A 16,716-nucleotide genomic window follows, 5' to 3' on the forward strand; every position below is an offset into this window, starting at 1 on the left:
TCGGTATGAAATAATTAACTGCTATTTCTCAAACACACAAAAGGGGCATGCAGTTGCCCAATAAGAAGATCTTACATCCCATCTACCTCTTCCGTCTTTCTTACTATTTCGTGAATGAGGTTGTCGAGTTTTTGGGCGGAGTCGCAGATGTGGCCTATAATTTCTGTGTGTGATAATTCGTTTTGATTTTCATCCTTTAGCAATTCAGCCAGTCCGACCAGATTGGCGAGGGGAGCACGAACTATATGTGACTGGGTCCAGGCAATATCTTTAAGTGCCTTGTTTTGCGATTCGATCTTGCGCATCTTGTCCAATGACTCTGTGAGGTCGATCATGGCTGCTAAGGCACGGGTTGCCTTGCCGTTGGCATCTCTAATAAATAGTCCCCGGTGTTGTACATAGGCTATATCGCCGTTCGCTTTCAGGAAGCCGAATTCTGCGTTAAAGTAAAATTTTGTTGGGTCGGCAAGCGTTGCCTGCAGGTCAGCGAGTACCTTTTCTCTATCGTCGGGGTGTATGTTATTCGACCAAAGGTGGTTGTCGTAAGTGCTTAGGTCGTAGCCGAAAAGAGTTTGAAATCCTTCGCCCCATATCACCGTGTCATTTTCGATATCCCAATCAATTATCGCCTCTACGGTTGCGCTGGCGAGCATTTTAAATCGTTCATTACTTTCCCATATTTCCTGTTGGGCAAGTTTTCTGTTAGTAATATCCAATGTAATACCTTCCATTGCAACCGGGATACCTTGTTCGTCCTTAAGCATATAAATGCGCTCCATTATCCATTTTACTTTGCCGACCGGCGTAATGATGCGTTGCTCGCTTTCACTCACTCCATTTTCATCGAAACTTGTATCGTTGTCGGTGGTAAACTGATCTCTGTGCTCGGGATGGAAATAGGACTGTATATTTTCTAGTGTTAATACAAATGTTGCCGGATCTACTTCAAAGATCTTGTAAAGCTCGTCAGACCAGTGAATCTTACCATTTGCAAAATTATTTGTCCAATAGCCCATTCCTGCTATCTCGCTGGCAAGTTTCAGTCGTGCATTCGTTTCTGAAAGTTCGGTTTGGAAATTTATTTCTTTTGTTACATCTACTGCTGAAGCCAGTCTGACGTTTTTTCCATCAAATAATACACCAATATTCTTAACTTTTACGTGGATGATCTCTCCATTCTTCTTTTTATGTCTTGACAGATCGGGGAAGGTATAGTGTTCGTCTTTTAGCGATTCGGCGATCACAGCTTCCATGTGCGGAATATCTTCAGAGGGGCGAATGTCTCTAAGGTTCATCGATCGGTATTCCTGTTGAGAAAATCCATACTGGTCGCAGGCAGCGTCGTTAACAAGCAATATCCTTAATGTATCAAGCTCAAATATCCACATTGGCACAGGACTGTGATTGAACAGGGACATATACTTCTCCTCAGATCCCTTAAGTAAATGGTCGGCATCCCGCTGCACATCTATTATCTTTTGATAATTGGCAGATACTGCATCTATGTTTCTTTTAACGAGGACAAAAAGTAGAGTAGCTGTAATAAGTATAAAACCCAACCCTTTGTATGTCTGCATTTTAGAGAGAAGATCAACATCTTTTATAAACATGTCGAGGAAGTAGTCTGATGTATATATGTACACAGCACTAAAGACAGCGTATAGCAGTACAATCTTAAATGAGGAAAACCTGCTTAATTGATTTATTTTGTTGTCCATTTATGCTATCAGGTGTTTTACCTGTTCCATAGTAACTTAGTTTGCAAAGTACTATCATTATCAAAATATAACAAATGGACAAAATAGTTATGTTTTTTAATTTTCAATGATTTTTATTACTAAATTATTAGTAAAAATAATAAAACGGATACAGCGGGTTATTCCTCTATGTATTCAAGAATATCTGCCGGCTGGCAGTCGAGTACTTTGCATATGGCCTCAAGTGTGCTAAAGCGAATCGCTTTCGCTTTGCCGGTTTTGAGAATGGAAAGATTAGCAAGTGTTAAGCCTACTTTTTCTGATAGCTCGTTCAGCGACATTTTTCGCTTTGCCATCATTACATCTAAGTTTACCATAATAGGCATGGGTTATACGGTTAGGTCACTTTCGGCCTGAAGCTCTACGCCACGCCTGAAGATCTGTGAAATGATGAAAACAAGCCCGGCGGTAACCAGGAACTCTTGTGTGGTTAGTTTATCGCCCTCTATTCCCGCTCTTTTTTGTAACCAATCGGCATGCTCATTGGCCAGGAATGCAGCAGTGGCAATACTTAGCAGCAAGTAGCTTATCTTCTCCAGTGCTATGGCCACACGAATTTTAAATGGGTTCTGCATATTTACTTTTCCCAGAACTTTTGTCACCAAAAACGCGGTTTGTGCCTTCATACCTACTATGGCTATCATAAATGAAACAGATAGAGAGTACTACACAAAGCTATACTGTTCCAACTCGTGCTTGTTTAGTTGCAGGTACATATTTTTTGAAGCGCTGGGGTTGAACCAACTTACTGCATAAGAAGTAACGATGCCGCCGAGATTTATAGCATAGCCTGTAAATGCCAACCAGGCTACCACATTCATTACCGCCAGTATCTGGGTGGTACGAGTTTTAGGTATTGTGCTCATGTTCATCTTGTTTAGAAGGTAAAAATAATAAATAATTATTGATAAACAATAAATAAAGTTCTTTTTTCGATAAATTGTATGTTTAGATAACCCACGGTTAGATACTATTATTATAAGATGCCGGTGTGCGTGCGGGTTGAAGAAAAATTAAATATTTAGTAAGTTCAGACCATAACTATGTGTATTTCATAAAGTTCCTTAGTTTACATAAGAATTACCTGGCCAAGATTCCTTCAAGTTTCATTTGTTTATTTTTGATTTGATTTCATGGGTAGATATGTAGCCTTGATTGCGCTATTAGTATTTGTGGCTGGCTGCGCAGAAAAGCAGCGGGTACTGCCGATCAATAAACAAATGCCCTATAAGGCAGTAGGAGTTGTTCCTTCCAAAGATAGTATAAGCCTACCTAAGGTTGTAGTACTTGATACATGTCCGGTTCCGCAAACGATAACTATTGCTAATGGCAGATTGTTACCTGTGCCTGGATCGAGGACACAGCCAGAGCAATTGATACCGGGAAGTGGTAACCTAAAGCCAGCGCTTTTTTCTATAAATCTTATTAATTATGGTGCTGAACATGGACTTTATTCATTGGTCAATGTTATTAAAAAAGACAGAGGAGGTAATTTCTGGTTTGGAACTGGTGGGGGAGGTGTGATAAGATTTGACGGTAAAACAGCAACTACTTTTACCACAGCACAAGGCTTGGCATCTAATAATATAAGATGCCTGGCAGAGGACAAAAAGGGTAATTTCTGGTTTGGCTCACACGGTGGAGGCGTTAGTTACTACGATGGCAGAAGTTTTACAAAATTCACCAAAGCTAAGGGCCTGAGCAGCAACAATATTCGCGGAATAGCTATAGACACAGTTGGCAATGTATTGTTTGCTACCAGTGGTGGTGGTATAAGTGTTTATGACGGTAAACTGTTCTCTATAATATCAACTAAAAATGGATTTCCATCTGATAACATAAACTGCATTTTGCAAACTAAGAACGGTGCTATATGGTGTGGAACAGATAGCGGTGTTATCCGTTTCTTTATAGAACCTACAAAAAAGAAAGCTGTTGGCATAACTAATTTTAGTGTCATATACGGCTCAGGAGCCGGTAAGGTGCTTAGTATTGCAGAAGAGAGGACGGGTAAAATATGGATGGGAACAGATGGTGGCGGTGTGAGCTGCGCTACTCAACAGAGTGGTGGTGGCGGCTGGACTGTGGCTACTTACACCACGGCTCAGGGGCTGGCCGGCAATGTGGTTAAAAATATATTTGAAGACATAAGAGGTAGAATGTGGTACTGTACATCGGGAGGTGGGGTGAGCTGTTATGATCCTTCGGTGCCGGTATCTACTAATGGGATGTTTACAACGTATACTACCGACCAGGGGTTGTATAGTAACAAGGTAGAATGTGCTGCCGAGGATGAAAACGGGAATTTGTGGTTTGGAACGGATGGTGGTGGCGTAAGCCGGTTTGACGGAGATGCAATTAAAATCAATGTTGTTCAGCGGGGTGTTTCAAAAACTACAGCCACATGTATCAGCGGTGACAGGAAAAAAGGCATATGGCTGCAGTTTAACGAAAACGGGATAGCGCAGTATGACGGGAAATACTTCATGTATTATAGTGGCGATGCTTTGCCTAAGGATTGCCACTTCACCAGTATGCTGGAGGACAGGAGCGGTAAATTGTGGTTTGGCACCGAGGATAAAGGAGTTTTCACTTGCGACCAGCGGCCGGGCAGCGGCACACCTGCGCACTTTAAGTTATTAGGTGCCGGGCAGGGGTTGCGGGGCGCGAGGATATGGAGTATAGCAGAGGACAATGGGGGGCGTATATGGTTGTGCACGGGAGATGGCGTGTCTTGCTACGATGGGAAGCAGATAGTCAATTATACTACCAGACAAGGGCTGGGCAGCAATGCTGTGTGGTGTTCACTAAGAGATAAGGATGGCAACATGTGGTTTGGTACGTTTGGCGGGGGATTAAGTAAATTTATAGAGCACCCCTCAGATGGTGGTCCTGCAAGGTTTATGACCTACACTACCGCACAAGGCTTACCATTAAATAGCATAAAGAGCATAGCACAGGATAATAATGGCAACCTTTGGCTGGGAACAGGGGGGGAGGAGTAAGTCGCTTTGATGGTAATTGTTTTGTCAATTACACTACAATAAACGGATTGACCAATAATATAGTTGTTTCTGTAGCGGAAGATAAAAACGGCTATCTATGGTTTGGTACCAACGAGGGGTTGACAGTGCTTAAGGGATTTAAAAAAGATGGACCGGCTGATAGTGCGAAACAGGGCAATAGCCAATTGCTAACGGCAGATAATGAAGTATCTAATACAGGCATTGCTGAACATTATGCGCCGGTCTTCGAAAAATACAACTTCAGGAATGGATACCCTATAAGGGATGTGAACACCAACTCAATGTATATAGACAGTACCGGTGTGGTATGGGCCGGAACTGCTGACCGGCTTATAACATTTGATTACAGCAAACTTAACAAGAATATAGAACTGCCGCATGTAGTGTTGAATGCCGTGAAAATAGGGGGCGAGAAGGTTTGCTAGTATGACCTGAAATTTGATAAACTATTGAGTGGAGCGATTTCTGGAAAGAATGTAAGCCCTGTAGATTCATTGGCAATGATCAATGAAGAATTAAGCACGCTTGGTGATCTGGCCACACCAGCAGTGCACGATAGCATGTGCAGGAAATTTTCGGATATACATTTTGATAGTATAACACCTTATTATCCCCTACCGGTAAACTTAATTTTACCCTATAAGCACAATAACATAACCTTCGATTTTGCCGCAACCGAATTAGCGAGACCGTACCTGGTAAGATATCAGTACATACTGGAAGGCTACGATAAAGGTTGGAACCCTGTTACAGACAGAACCACCGCATCGTTTGGTAACATAAGAGAAGGGGAATATACATTCAGGTTGAAGGCTCAAAGCCCTGATGGTGTGTGGAGTACGCCGGTTGTTTACAGTTTTGTGGTGCTGCCTCCTTTGTACAGAACATGGTGGGCATATGTGCTGTATGGTCTTGCAGTTATTTATTTTATTTACGTCATTGTGCATCGCCGTACGGTTATTCTGAAAAAGGAAAATGCCTATCTGGAGACGATCGTGGCTGAAAGAACCGCACAAATAGAGCAGGAAAAGGCGGCGGTGTTGCTACAGGCCAATGACCTTAAGAAGCATAATCTTTTTAAGGATAAGACCTTTTCTATATTATCTCATGATCTGCGGGGGCCAATAAGCACATCGGCCACTGTAATATCTATGCTGGATGATGAAGAGATATCTATGGATGAGTTTAAGGCGCTGAAAGTAGGCGTGGTAAAGCAACTTAATGCTACCGGTGTGCTGCTAGATAATTTGCTGAAATGGGCAAAGGGGTCTATGGAGGGCAATATAGAGCCAAGACCTGACTTTATAAACATTTTTGAAGTTGTGGTATTAAATGCTAATTTATTTGAGGAAGGCCTGAAGGGTAAAAATATAAGGTTAGTTAATGGTGTGCCTGAGCAGACGACCGCTTATTGCGACTACGAGCAGATTGACATCGTCATCCGTAATTTGCTGGCCAACGCTATAAAGTTTGCTAATAAGAGCGGCACTATTGAAATAGTTGCAACTACAGAAGATGGATATATGCAACTGAAGGTAACTGATGATGGGGTTGGTATGACGGAAGAGCAGATAGACAAACTTTTTAAGCCTGTTGTTGACAATACTACATATGGTACTGCAGGGGAAAAGGGTACGGGGCTGGGATTACTGTTGAGCTATGACTTTATAAAGGCCAATAATGGTGATATACGGGTTGTTAGTGCGCCGGGTAAGGGGACCACATTTACTGTAGTGTTGCCTGTAAACAAGGTAAGTTGAGGCTGTTGAATGGAAGGTGACCTGCGTTATTATTTTCCAGAGCGGGAGTAGCAATTTTGTTATAATTGTTTTAGGTGAGGGCTGAGCGTGGTGTTTCTTTGTTCCTTAATTTTATTGAAAGCTACAGCAAATAATTACATAGATATAAAAACCACAGAAATGAAAAAGGTAACAGGAATAGGGGGGATATTTTTTAAAAGCAAAGACCCCGTTGCAACCAATGAATGGTATAAGACACATCTTGGGTTTGATGTAACTCCGTATGGCACCAGCTTTGAATGGTTACATACCGATGATGCGACTTTAAAAGGAACGACACAGTGGAATCCTTTTAAAGAAACAACAAAGTATTTTGAACCTTCTACTAAAGACTTTATGATCAACTACAGGGTAGAAAATCTTGAAGCTCTGGTTGAAGAGTTGAAAAAGGAAAACGTAACGATCTGCGATAGTATAGAGTCTTACGACTATGGGAAGTTTGTACACATACTGGACAATGAGGGAAACAAGATACAGTTGTGGGAACCGGCAGGTGAATAAGAAATTTAATAACAGAAGCCGCTCAAAAGAGCGGTTTTTTGTTGCCGGAAATAATCGGCTATTTTTAGGTGCAGATAAAACAATTTAAAGATGAAAAAGATCATACTTACAGCATTAGCCATTGTTATTTCGTTTGGATTGGGTTTTGCTTTCAATCATTTGCTGGTGAGCAAAGCGGCAGGTGACAAGATGAAGAGAGCGACCGGAATTGGTGGCATCTTCTTTAAGTGCAAGGACCCCGGCAAAATGAGAGAATGGTATAAGGTCCACCTGGGCCTGAGTACCAATAACTATGGTAGTGTATTTGAATGGAAGCAGGCCGCAGACGCCACTAAGAAGGGATTCACCCAGTGGAGCCCATTTAAGGAAACGACCAAATATTTTGCGCCATCTACCAAAGAGTTTATGATCAACTACAGAGTAGCGGATCTTACTGCGCTGGTGGCGCAGTTGCAGACCGAAGGGGTGACAATAACCGATACTTTTGAAACTGCCAGCTATGGCAAGTTTGTGCACATAATGGATATAGAAGGCAACAAGATAGAGCTGTGGGAGCCGAATGATATAGAGTATGAGAAGATGGGTGTGCAGATGGGTATGGAGACGACGAAGTAGGCTAACTGTATTAATTGATCCCAGACGCATTTACCCTAATCAATGTCGTGTTCTTCACCCGACCGGGTAGCTGATCTTCGCTAGTTTTACAAAAAACAAAATATGCGAAAGATCATTGTTACTGAATTCATGACCTTGGACGGTGTTGTGGAAGCTCCCGGTGGTAATGAGACGGTACATCCGAATGGTGGATGGCAACATGAATATGGTGCACCCGATACCGGTAAATATAAGGTAGATGAACTAGGGTCGGTAGGGGCTTTATTGCTGGGAAGGAAAACTTACGATCTGTTTGCGGGATACTGGCCCGGGCAAGCCGGTAGTGCTTTTGGCGACCAAATGAACCAGTTGCCGAAGTATGTAGTTTCTGCCAGTCTTGAAAAGGCAGATTGGAACAATAGTATTATACTAAAAGATGTAGTCAATGAGGTTGCGGAGCTGAAGACAACGAGTGGCGGTGATATTCTTGTTTATGGTAGTGCCACCCTTGTCAAATCTCTGCTACAAAATGATCTGGTTGATGAACTGAGGTTGATGATCTTTCCTGTTTCTATTGGTGGTGGGTTAAGGCTTTTTGATGATGACCTGAAATTGAAGAAATTCAAGCTGAAGCACTCGCAGGTTTTTGAGAGTGGTGTTGTTGTTCTGGAGTATCTGACGATTGATCTAAATAGTTGAACAGAGATTTAATTAATCTATGCCGGGACAAATTAACCAGGCTTTAGTTAGTTAAGAAGTAGGTACAATTATATCGCCCTTTCAGGGCTGTGAAAAAGTAGTCTTAATTCGCCGAGTTTACATTTATAAAAACTAAACTAAACATGAGAAAAGTAATATTCGCCATCAACATTACTTTGGATGGCAACTGCGACCATACAAAGGGTAACCCGGATGGAGAGGTTCATGATTACTTTACGGAGCTTTTGAGCGGCGCAGGTATACTGGCTTATGGGCGTAAGACCTATGAGTTGATGGTGCCTTTCTGGCCCGATATGGCAAGGGATCAATCAGGGCCAACGAAGGAGTTAAATGATTTTGCCAAGGTATTTGATGCTATAGATAAAGTGGTTTTCTCCCGCACGTTAGCGAATGTCGAGGACGCACATACGAGAATTGTTAGCACGGATCCATGTGACGAAATTGACAGGTTAAAACAGGAGGAAGGAAAACCTATTTCGGTTGGGGGTGTGGATATTCCATCGCAACTAATTGAGCGTGGACTGGTTGATGAATATCATTTTGTTGTTCACCCTATAATTGCGGGAGAGGGAAGAAGGTTGATGGGGGGCATTAACCTGATGGAAAGTCTGCACTTGAAACTTGTTGAAACAAAACTTTTTAAATCGGGGAGTGTGGCATTGAAGTATGTGAAGGGTTAACTAATCACAATCGAAAGCGATATTTAAATGAACGTGCAAAAACAAATAGACGGATATATAGCCAGTCAGCCCGAACCTAAGCGGGGTGAGATGCAGGTGTTGCATGACCGCATACTGCATGTGTTGCCGGGGTGTAAGCTATGGTATGAGACGGGTGTAAACAGTGAAGGGAAAACAGTGAGCAACCCCAACGTAGGCTATGGATCTTACACCATAAAATATGCGGATGGTTCAACCAGGGACTTTTTTCGGATTGGGTTGAGTGCCAACACTACCGGCATCTCTGTCTATATACTAGGCATAGCCGATAAAAAATATCTGACCGACACCTATCGCGAAAAGCTGGGGAAAGCGACTATAACGGGCTACTGCATCAAGTTCAAAAAGCTGAAAGATATAAATATTGATGTGCTTGAGGCGGCGATAAAGTATGGAGGCGAACTGCCGAGTGGGGGTTGATAGTAGGAGGAATGTAAAGCCCGGCTTATCCTGAAGATAGACTTGATAGCCGGTTGATGCTCTATTCGTTAACCTACAAGAGCGCAACCCTTTATTTGTTTGCAGTATAGTCTTGTTTTCTGCCCAACAGCAGATTGCAGCAGCGCGGTAGTTTTTCAACTGAGCTGCATAAACAACGTCGGTTGGCTGCTTATTGCTTCACAAATCTTCTGACCTCCAACCCGTTGACCTTTATAAAATAAACGCCCTTGGGCAGGTCTGAGACATCAATTTGCATTGGTGATCTGGCTTGCCCATAAGTATGCATCACTTGTCCCAAAAAGTTGTAGATAGCGACTGATTTGATATCAGTGCCTGTTATATTTAGCACATTGTATGCCGGGTTGGGGTAAATATCAAACACCTGGTTTGTCGCGAAGCAATCTATACCTGTTTGCACATATACCACATGTCCTGCCGAGGTAGTACTGTCATAACAACTGTAGGTGGACATGGGAACAACCCTGGCAGTGATCGTGTCTGTTCCTGCGGTCTTGATATAGGTAACTGTCGGCACTGTAGTAACTGCGAACTCTGTACCATCGTTCATCCAGTGGATAGTATAATTGATACCAGCATTTGATACGGTAGCAGTAACGGTCACAGTGCTACCCGCTACATAACCGGTAATTCCTGAAAGTGTAACAGCCGGGGTTAACAATACAGGCGGTGAAGTGATCTGGCGTACACGTGCGTTGCTTGCATCCGCAATATAAATGTTGCCGCAGTCACGCTCCGCCAAACCAGCAGGATTATTAAATTGTGCAGTAGTGGCAGCTATACCATCTCCATTGTATCCCAACACACCTGTGCCCGCTATTGTATAAATGCTGTCGTTTCCAAGATTGATCTTTCTGATTCGATAGTCTGAAGTAGAGAGGTATATTTCATTATTAAAAACAATAAGCCCTGTTGGAGAAATATTGGCGCTAGTTGCCGAAATGCTGTCGCCATTATACCCACTAAGTCCTGTGCCGGCGATGGTCTGTATTATGCCTGAAGTATCAACCCTTCTTATCCGTCGGCCCAATTGTTCCCCAATGTACAGATTTCCTAAATCGTCAAAAGCAAGGTATCGTGGGTCTTTTAATTTGGCGGCAGTTGCCGGTCCACCATCTCCGCTAAATCCGGGAAGGCCACCCATGCCCGCAATCGTTGTGATAACACCTGATGGGCTCACCCTGCGAACTGCGTGAGCACTGTTATCTGCAATATATAAATTGCCCTTCCTGTCAAATTTAACGTCCACCGGACTGTTGAACTGCGCCGCCGTAGCCTGGCCACCATCACCTGACCCTGCAAAAATATTGGTGCCATTTCCTGCATAAGTTGTGATCACACCTGTAGCAGTGTTTACTTTTCTTACTCTGTAATTAGACCAGTCAGCAAAATACAAGTTGTCAAAAGTATCACACACCATTCCCAGAGGGGTATGCAAATAGGCACTTGTTGCCGGTCCGCCGTCGCCAATAATTCCTACGGTGCCAGGGCCTGCAATGGTAGTAATAACACCAGTTGCATCTACCTTCCGCACCCTGTTTTCCAAAATATCGCTGATATACAAATTACCCGCTCTGTCAAAAGCCAGGCATTGCGGATCGGGAACCCGGGCTATAGTAGCGAGGCCACCATCGCCAAGGCCTGTAATTGTTCCGCCGCCCGCAATAGTGGTAATGATTTGTGCGCCGGCAGCGAAGGGCAAAGAAATGAGAATGAGTAAGAGTTTTTTCATGTGGTTGTGTTGAGTTTATAAAGATAAATAATACTTCTCGTAGCATAACAATGTGTGTACGAACGGTTCACGTTACTCAATTTTAGGGAGAAATTCCGAGCGCAAAGGAATGGTGCGAATAACACCTTTTTTGACGCTTTCATACCTTATTTATTTTGTGGTTAAAGGGTACATTTGGATAACAAAAAACAAAGCTAATGGCACTCATCAATCCACACATTAATTTCAACGGCAATGCCGAAGAAGCATTTACGTTTTACAAATCGGTATTTGGTGGAGAGTTTGCAAAAATTATTCGTTTCAAAGACATTGCAAGCGATGAATATCCCATACCTGAAAAAGAGCACGATAAGATCATGCACATTGCATTGCCTATAGGTAAAAGCAATGCATTGATGGGAAATGATGTTCCGGAATTTATGGGAAAAGTAAATGAGAATGAGAACAGAAGTAAAATTGCGATAAGTGCAGAAAGCAAGGAAGAGGCAGATAAATTATTTAATGGCCTGTCGGCAGGTGGAACAGTAGAAGTGCCAATGGCAGAAGGTTTTGGCGGCATACATTTTGGTATGTTCAGAGATAAGTATGGCATTGAATGGATGGTAGATTTTGATCCTGCGAAAGCCTGATGAAAGTATTGAAATTGTAAATGACAAAAGCCGCTCAGAGAGCGGCTTTTGTCATGGTGATGGATTTGGAAAGCCAGCACCCGTATGTTTAAACCAAAAATATAAAAAGCTTGCAACAATTGCTGGACAAACCTTTTGTTATTTTGTAAAATGTGAACCCTATGTACCACACGGATTTAATTACATAATACATGCTTATTGTATATTGTCCTTATCTTTATAGTAAATCAGATCCTATGAAAGCAGTACAATTTATCTTGTTTATTCTGTTACCGGCAGTTAGCTTGGCACAGGCAGGCAACCTTTGTACATTCGCAGGTGGCGGCACATCGTTCTCTAATGGAGTGCCTGCAAAAACTGAGTATCTTGGCGGAGGTGGTGGGATATGCAAAGACAAGCACGGGAATATATATTACGCTGATTACAATTATGCAAAGGTGTATAAAGTAGATGCGGCTACAAACCTTGTTTATCGTATTGCAGGATATTGGGGAGGTTCAGTTTCAGGCGATGGTGGCCCGGCGACAGCAGCGGGTCTTGCCAATCCGAATGATGTAGCTGTTGATACCGCGGGCAATATATACATAGCTGATAACTCAAATCATAGAATAAGAAAAGTTGACGGTGCAACTGGAATCATTACTACTATCGCCGGTGGAGGTGCCAGCACTGCAGATAATGTACCTGCAACTACAGCAAGCTTGCAACCATTTTGTGTTTATTTGGATAGATCCGGGAATTTGTATACTGGTAGTACTGATTTCCGCGTCAGGAAAATTGATCTATCTACAGGATTAATTACAACAGTTGCAGGAAATGGCACGTCAGGTGTTTCAGGGGATGGCGGCCCGGCAACAAACGCTAGCCTGAGTGGGGCGATTAATAGTGTTGCCATCGATAGCGCTGGAAATTTGTATATTGTAGATATGTATAGTGAAAGGGTGAGAAAGGTGACCGTAACAACGGGAATTATAACTACTGTTGCCGGTGGAGGTACGAGTAACCTTGATGATATTCCTGCAACTGCAGCGCAATATTGCCAGCTATATGGCTGCAGTTTAGATATGGCAGGCAACATTTTTACGTCTGACGCCTGTCTGGGTATTCACAGAATTGATGCAATAACCGGAAAAATAAGACTCATTGCCGGACAGGATACAGCAAAAGCCGACTGCGTGCCTCCTCTTACCGCTTATGTAGGCGCTTATCGTGTATTCGTTGACGATGTCGAGACTAAAAAACAAGGCAGTTGTTATGTCTACTTTTCTCAATTTGGTATCAATGTCGGTGGATACATGGTTCCATCCTCCATCCGCAGATTCATGTATGTTCCGGGCGCCAGTACATCGGTTTCCACTGTCCAGGACGATGCATATACCCTGCAGATCTATCCCAATCCTGCAAGCGACATATTGCATATAAAGGTTGACCAATCGCTATTCAGCTCGTATAGTGTGACAAATATTATGGGTGGCGAGTTGTTTTCTGGCAGTATTATCCAAAACGCTACTGAATTGAATATTGATATGATGCCTGCAGGTTTATATTTTGTTAATTTGACAGGCGTTAATGGGAACTTGGTACATAGATTTGTAAAACTTTAGCAGTACTGAAACATTGTTCGAAAAATAAAAGCCGGATCGCTAACAAGGTAAAGCTTGCGTTCTATCCAGCCTGAGGTGTCGTTCTGAAAAGATAAAGCCCCTCGCAAATGCGAAGGGCTTTATTAAAGTGACCCGGATTGGATTCGAACCAATGACCCCCAGCTTAGAAGGCTGGTGCTCTATCCAGCTGAGCTACCGGGCCGGACCACTTTGTTTAGATAATCTTTCCTTTTTGTGTCCAATGAGCGTATTGCTTTTTGGTAGGTTGTTTCCGATGCCGTTACCATAACCGGATCACCTTTAAAAGGAGTGCAAATGTAGGGAATTATTTTGATTATTTTTTGTCGTCTTCGGTTGGGGCTTGTCCGTCCTGAAGTTCTTGTATCGGCATTATGTTCATTCTGAGTGTCCACATGTCGTTTAACCACATAAATGCATTGTATTGACCGCTGGGAACGTAGGTGTATTTGCGGTTAGGATCATTTACCTGCGAAGTGAGGTCGTCGAATACTACCATTTGCTTTTCATCGTTCCAGTTAAGGCCCACAGTTACACCCTTTTTGTATTCCATTACAAAGCGGTTGATGCGCTGACCCGGGAAGTTTTTAGAGCCAACACCAAATATTGGTGCACCAAATACTATAGAATTTCCGTCGAAGGTAAGCGGATCCATTACCTTCTTATTGCTGAGTGCGTTGGCCGAAGAAAAGCCAAATAGTGTGTATACTCTGCGGCCGTTGCCAAGATCATTGGTCATAATGCGGTAGTAAAGAGCACCAAACCATTTGCCACCGGTCAATATGCTGTCTTCGGCACCCTTACCCAGTTGTTCGCTGTAGTCGCTAAGTCCGTATAGTTTTAGGATTTCAGAAGGCATCTGTATGGCGCCATAGTATCGCCTGAATATGGCAGACATATCTACGCCCCAGTTGAAGATGCGGAAAGAATGATCATCGGGACCAATGATGCTGATCTTGTCTTTCAGTTTGTCGAAAGGGTATTGGTAAGAATTAGGAATCTTCAGCGTCTTGAGCAACTGCCTGATGAAGCGCTCGCTGTAAGCCACGTGGGTTTCGGGGATAAATGCCTCGTACATGGAATCTGCCGTTACCAGCATAGAGTCTTCCATAATCTGCAGTTTCTCCAGATCACGGGGAGTGATCCCTCCGCCCTGCGCAAAGGCCTGTCTGCCAGATAGCAGCGTAAATAGGACAGCAGAAAAGATGAGTAGTTTTTTCAACATAGCACTAGTGTACATACCAACAAACTTAAACATTTTGCGGTTAAAGTTACCATAAATTGAAAGGAAATAGATTGATGATAGTACACGGTGTTACTTTTCAGTCTGTAAGTATTAATTCGACATCGAACCATTTTTAACGTTCTTATAAGACTGCGGTAACGAGGTTTCTATAATTTTGGTGCCGATCTGATGGACTTAATTTCAAGAGGCTTACTGTCGTTATTTATTCTTCTTTTTTGGGGGAACAGCCAAGTGTTTGCACATGTGCAACAAGAGGTAAATACGAGCTTATCCTTGCATAACTTCAAGACGTTACATACCCAGTCCCCTGTGACAGTAGACAATGCTGACATTACTGCTGTAAATATTTCTCAGCGGACAATAAAGAAGGAAAAGGCAATAATTGAAGACAATGACGATGAGGATGAAGACGATGATGATAAGTCGGTAGTCTCAAAGAAGTACAGCCTGGCAGGTAAAGGCGCCGGTATTTTCTGTTATTCTATTATTTCTAATGCACATAGTGTTGGCCGTGCTAAACGTTGCTATCCTTTTAGCCAACATCTGGCTATAGCCTCATCCTGCAGATTGTTTATACGCAATCGGGTGATCAGGATCTGATCCCTTTTTATTGAGCTCAGGAGTTCTTCCGGGCTTATTTTACTTCTCTCTGATCTTACTGCATTGCGTCGGCTAGCTACTTCCATGTGATGTGGTCTGTTTGGGACACTTCAAACCGCATATTTAATTATGCTGCGGGGCAAAAAAAGCCATGTCAATTAATCCGTTCAATCGGGATCAGTAGAATTTAATTAACACAATTCTCAATTAGCAATCATCATAACTTATGAATAGACTACTCATGCTTGCAGGCCTGTGGGCCTTGCTGTGCCACGCCAGTTGCACAACGGAAAAGAAAGAAAAGGAAATTGAAGCGAAACTGTTGGTGACCAGTCCGCTGAAAATGGACACAACATTGGTCAAAGAATATGTATGCCAGATACGCTCTATAAGCCATATAGAATTAAGAGCGCAGGAGCGCGGTTACCTGCAAAAGATATTTGTGGATGAAGGGCAGTTTGTAAAGAAAGGCCAGCTGTTATTCCAGATAATGCCCAAGTTGTATGAAGCAGAATTGCAGAAGGCGCAGGCTGAGGCAAGGTTTGCCGAGATAGAATATCAGAATACCAAAAAGCTCGCCGACGATAATGTGGTAGCACCAAATGAGCTGGCCATGGCAAAGGCAAAGCTGGATAAGGCAAAGGCGGATATATCGCTGAGTCAGGTGCATCTGCAATTTACAGAGATAAGGGCGCCCTTCGATGGAATCATAGATCGCTTTATGGTAAGGCAGGGTAGCCTTGTTGGTGAAGGGGATCTGCTCACCACACTGTCGGACAACAGCAAGATGTGGGTATACTTCAATGTGCCTGAAGCGGAATATCTCGATTACAAGACCGATCCTCGGAAGGACACTACCAAGGTAAGCCTAGTAATGGCCAATAATGAAGTGTTTGAGTATCCTGGTGTGGTTGGAACTATTGAAGCTGATTTCAATAACGAAACCGGTAACCTGCCATTCAGGGCAACATTTCCTAATCCTAAGGGCTTGTTGAGCCATGGGGAGACAGGCAACATAAGAATGTTAGTGCCACTGAAGAATGCTATGATCATACCGCAGAAGGCAACATTTGAAGTGCTGGATAAGAAGTATGTATATGTGGTGGACAAGGACAACAGGGTAAAGTCAAGAGAGATAACGATCGGCGCTGATATGGAAGACCTGTATGCAGTTAGCGCGGGTATAGCAGAGACGGATAAGATACTGCTGGAAGGAATAAGGAAGGTGAAGAATAATGACAAGATCAGCTTCGATTATCAGAACCCCAGACTTGTTATGTCTCAATTGAAACTGCCATCCGAATAATTTAAT

Annotated in this window: 18 protein-coding genes and 1 tRNA gene; 12 read left to right on the forward strand and 7 right to left on the reverse strand. The window is 42.9% G+C overall.

Annotated elements, in window-relative coordinates; translation table 11 throughout:
* Positions 1–71 precede the first annotated feature (71 nt).
* From CJD36_RS00310 to CJD36_RS00325, 4 genes are all read right to left on the reverse strand, one after another.
* Positions 72–1,718 carry a PAS domain-containing protein gene (locus tag CJD36_RS00310; RefSeq protein ID WP_105037122.1) on the reverse strand — a complete coding sequence of 549 codons (1,647 nt, stop codon included), beginning with the start codon at positions 1,716–1,718 and terminating at the stop codon, positions 72–74.
* Between the two features lie 158 nt (positions 1,719–1,876).
* The gene (locus CJD36_RS00315; RefSeq protein WP_449401675.1) at positions 1,877–2,074 is read right to left on the reverse strand and encodes a helix-turn-helix domain-containing protein; all 198 of its coding nucleotides are present in this window, start codon (positions 2,072–2,074) and stop codon (positions 1,877–1,879) included.
* Positions 2,075–2,086: 12 nt separating this feature from the next.
* Entirely contained in the window at positions 2,087–2,401 is a 315-nt protein-coding gene (locus CJD36_RS00320; RefSeq protein ID WP_105037124.1) for a DUF2975 domain-containing protein, read from the reverse strand.
* Between the two features lie 21 nt (positions 2,402–2,422).
* Positions 2,423–2,623, reverse strand: a complete 201-nt coding sequence (locus CJD36_RS00325; protein ID WP_133162431.1) for a hypothetical protein — start codon at positions 2,621–2,623, stop codon at positions 2,423–2,425.
* Between the two features lie 267 nt (positions 2,624–2,890).
* Between CJD36_RS00325 and CJD36_RS00330 the strand changes: the two genes are divergently transcribed.
* The 8 genes from CJD36_RS00330 (at position 2,891) to CJD36_RS00365 (ending at position 9,536) form a co-directional block, all read left to right on the forward strand.
* The gene (locus CJD36_RS00330) at positions 2,891–4,762 is read left to right on the forward strand and encodes a ligand-binding sensor domain-containing protein (protein ID WP_105037126.1); all 1,872 of its coding nucleotides are present in this window, start codon (positions 2,891–2,893) and stop codon (positions 4,760–4,762) included.
* Positions 4,735–5,208 (forward strand): two-component regulator propeller domain-containing protein, encoded by a 474-nt coding sequence (locus tag CJD36_RS00335; RefSeq protein ID WP_105037127.1) that lies wholly within the window; start codon positions 4,735–4,737, stop codon positions 5,206–5,208. The genes CJD36_RS00330 and CJD36_RS00335 overlap by 28 nt, the downstream gene beginning before the upstream one ends.
* 24 nt (positions 5,209–5,232) lie before the next feature.
* Positions 5,233–6,543, forward strand: a complete 1,311-nt coding sequence (locus tag CJD36_RS00340) for an ATP-binding protein (protein WP_105037128.1) — start codon at positions 5,233–5,235, stop codon at positions 6,541–6,543.
* A 159-nt stretch (positions 6,544–6,702) separates the two neighbouring features.
* Positions 6,703–7,083: a VOC family protein gene (locus CJD36_RS23580; RefSeq protein ID WP_105038013.1), complete on the forward strand. Its 381-nt coding sequence runs from the start codon at positions 6,703–6,705 to the stop codon at positions 7,081–7,083.
* A gap of 90 nt (positions 7,084–7,173) precedes the next feature.
* Positions 7,174–7,698 (forward strand): VOC family protein, encoded by a 525-nt coding sequence (locus CJD36_RS00350; protein ID WP_240609259.1) that lies wholly within the window; start codon positions 7,174–7,176, stop codon positions 7,696–7,698.
* A 102-nt stretch (positions 7,699–7,800) separates the two neighbouring features.
* Entirely contained in the window at positions 7,801–8,376 is a 576-nt protein-coding gene (locus tag CJD36_RS00355) for a dihydrofolate reductase family protein (protein WP_105037129.1), read from the forward strand.
* 143 nt (positions 8,377–8,519) lie between these two features.
* Positions 8,520–9,077, forward strand: a complete 558-nt coding sequence (locus CJD36_RS00360; RefSeq protein ID WP_105037130.1) for a dihydrofolate reductase family protein — start codon at positions 8,520–8,522, stop codon at positions 9,075–9,077.
* Between the two features lie 27 nt (positions 9,078–9,104).
* Positions 9,105–9,536, forward strand: a complete 432-nt coding sequence (locus CJD36_RS00365; protein WP_105037131.1) for a DUF1801 domain-containing protein — start codon at positions 9,105–9,107, stop codon at positions 9,534–9,536.
* A gap of 190 nt (positions 9,537–9,726) precedes the next feature.
* Here CJD36_RS00365 and CJD36_RS00370 read toward each other — a convergent pair whose 3' ends face one another.
* Positions 9,727–11,307, reverse strand: coding sequence for an NHL domain-containing protein (locus tag CJD36_RS00370; RefSeq protein WP_105037132.1), 1,581 nt, complete (start codon positions 11,305–11,307; stop codon positions 9,727–9,729).
* Positions 11,308–11,504: 197 nt separating this feature from the next.
* Here CJD36_RS00370 and CJD36_RS00375 point away from each other — a divergent pair, with 197 nt between their 5' ends.
* Together CJD36_RS00375 and CJD36_RS00380 are read left to right on the forward strand one after the other, a co-directional pair.
* Positions 11,505–11,936 (forward strand): VOC family protein, encoded by a 432-nt coding sequence (locus CJD36_RS00375; protein ID WP_105037133.1) that lies wholly within the window; start codon positions 11,505–11,507, stop codon positions 11,934–11,936.
* Between the two features lie 236 nt (positions 11,937–12,172).
* Positions 12,173–13,540 (forward strand): NHL domain-containing protein, encoded by a 1,368-nt coding sequence (locus tag CJD36_RS00380; protein ID WP_161499157.1) that lies wholly within the window; start codon positions 12,173–12,175, stop codon positions 13,538–13,540.
* 128 nt (positions 13,541–13,668) lie between these two features.
* On the opposite strand, the gene CJD36_RS00385 is transcribed toward CJD36_RS00380, so the two are convergent.
* Positions 13,669–13,742, reverse strand: a tRNA-Arg gene (locus tag CJD36_RS00385).
* A gap of 132 nt (positions 13,743–13,874) precedes the next feature.
* On the reverse strand, positions 13,875–14,783 hold the full coding sequence (locus CJD36_RS00390) for a hypothetical protein (RefSeq protein WP_161499158.1): 909 nt from the start codon (positions 14,781–14,783) through the stop codon (positions 13,875–13,877).
* A 330-nt stretch (positions 14,784–15,113) separates the two neighbouring features.
* Here CJD36_RS00390 and CJD36_RS00395 point away from each other — a divergent pair, with 330 nt between their 5' ends.
* On the forward strand, positions 15,114–15,404 hold the full coding sequence (locus CJD36_RS00395) for a hypothetical protein (RefSeq protein WP_105037136.1): 291 nt from the start codon (positions 15,114–15,116) through the stop codon (positions 15,402–15,404).
* 226 nt (positions 15,405–15,630) lie between these two features.
* Positions 15,631–16,710, forward strand: a complete 1,080-nt coding sequence (locus CJD36_RS00400) for an efflux RND transporter periplasmic adaptor subunit (RefSeq protein ID WP_105037137.1) — start codon at positions 15,631–15,633, stop codon at positions 16,708–16,710.
* The last annotated feature ends 6 nt before the right edge of the window (positions 16,711–16,716 follow it).

Source organism: Flavipsychrobacter stenotrophus (genome assembly GCF_002954265.1).
In the GTDB taxonomy this organism is placed as follows: domain Bacteria; phylum Bacteroidota; class Bacteroidia; order Chitinophagales; family Chitinophagaceae; genus Flavipsychrobacter; species Flavipsychrobacter stenotrophus.

Excerpts from the sequence above, each read along its gene's own strand:
- CJD36_RS00310 (WP_105037122.1), bottom strand. The coding sequence starts at position 1,718 with ATGGACAACAAAATAAATCAATTAAGCAGGTTTTCCTCATTTAAGATT.
- CJD36_RS00315 (WP_449401675.1), bottom strand. The coding sequence starts at position 2,074 with ATGGTAAACTTAGATGTAATGATGGCAAAGCGAAAAATGTCGCTGAAC.
- CJD36_RS00320 (WP_105037124.1), bottom strand. The coding sequence starts at position 2,401 with ATGATAGCCATAGTAGGTATGAAGGCACAAACCGCGTTTTTGGTGACA.
- CJD36_RS00325 (WP_133162431.1), bottom strand. The coding sequence starts at position 2,623 with ATGAGCACAATACCTAAAACTCGTACCACCCAGATACTGGCGGTAATG.
- CJD36_RS00330 (WP_105037126.1), top strand. The coding sequence starts at position 2,891 with ATGGGTAGATATGTAGCCTTGATTGCGCTATTAGTATTTGTGGCTGGC.
- CJD36_RS23580 (WP_105038013.1), top strand. The coding sequence starts at position 6,703 with ATGAAAAAGGTAACAGGAATAGGGGGGATATTTTTTAAAAGCAAAGAC.
- CJD36_RS00350 (WP_240609259.1), top strand. The coding sequence starts at position 7,174 with ATGAAAAAGATCATACTTACAGCATTAGCCATTGTTATTTCGTTTGGA.
- CJD36_RS00355 (WP_105037129.1), top strand. The coding sequence starts at position 7,801 with ATGCGAAAGATCATTGTTACTGAATTCATGACCTTGGACGGTGTTGTG.
- CJD36_RS00360 (WP_105037130.1), top strand. The coding sequence starts at position 8,520 with ATGAGAAAAGTAATATTCGCCATCAACATTACTTTGGATGGCAACTGC.
- CJD36_RS00365 (WP_105037131.1), top strand. The coding sequence starts at position 9,105 with ATGAACGTGCAAAAACAAATAGACGGATATATAGCCAGTCAGCCCGAA.
- CJD36_RS00370 (WP_105037132.1), bottom strand. The coding sequence starts at position 11,307 with ATGAAAAAACTCTTACTCATTCTCATTTCTTTGCCCTTCGCTGCCGGC.
- CJD36_RS00375 (WP_105037133.1), top strand. The coding sequence starts at position 11,505 with ATGGCACTCATCAATCCACACATTAATTTCAACGGCAATGCCGAAGAA.
- CJD36_RS00380 (WP_161499157.1), top strand. The coding sequence starts at position 12,173 with ATGAAAGCAGTACAATTTATCTTGTTTATTCTGTTACCGGCAGTTAGC.
- CJD36_RS00390 (WP_161499158.1), bottom strand. The coding sequence starts at position 14,783 with ATGTTGAAAAAACTACTCATCTTTTCTGCTGTCCTATTTACGCTGCTA.
- CJD36_RS00400 (WP_105037137.1), top strand. The coding sequence starts at position 15,631 with ATGAATAGACTACTCATGCTTGCAGGCCTGTGGGCCTTGCTGTGCCAC.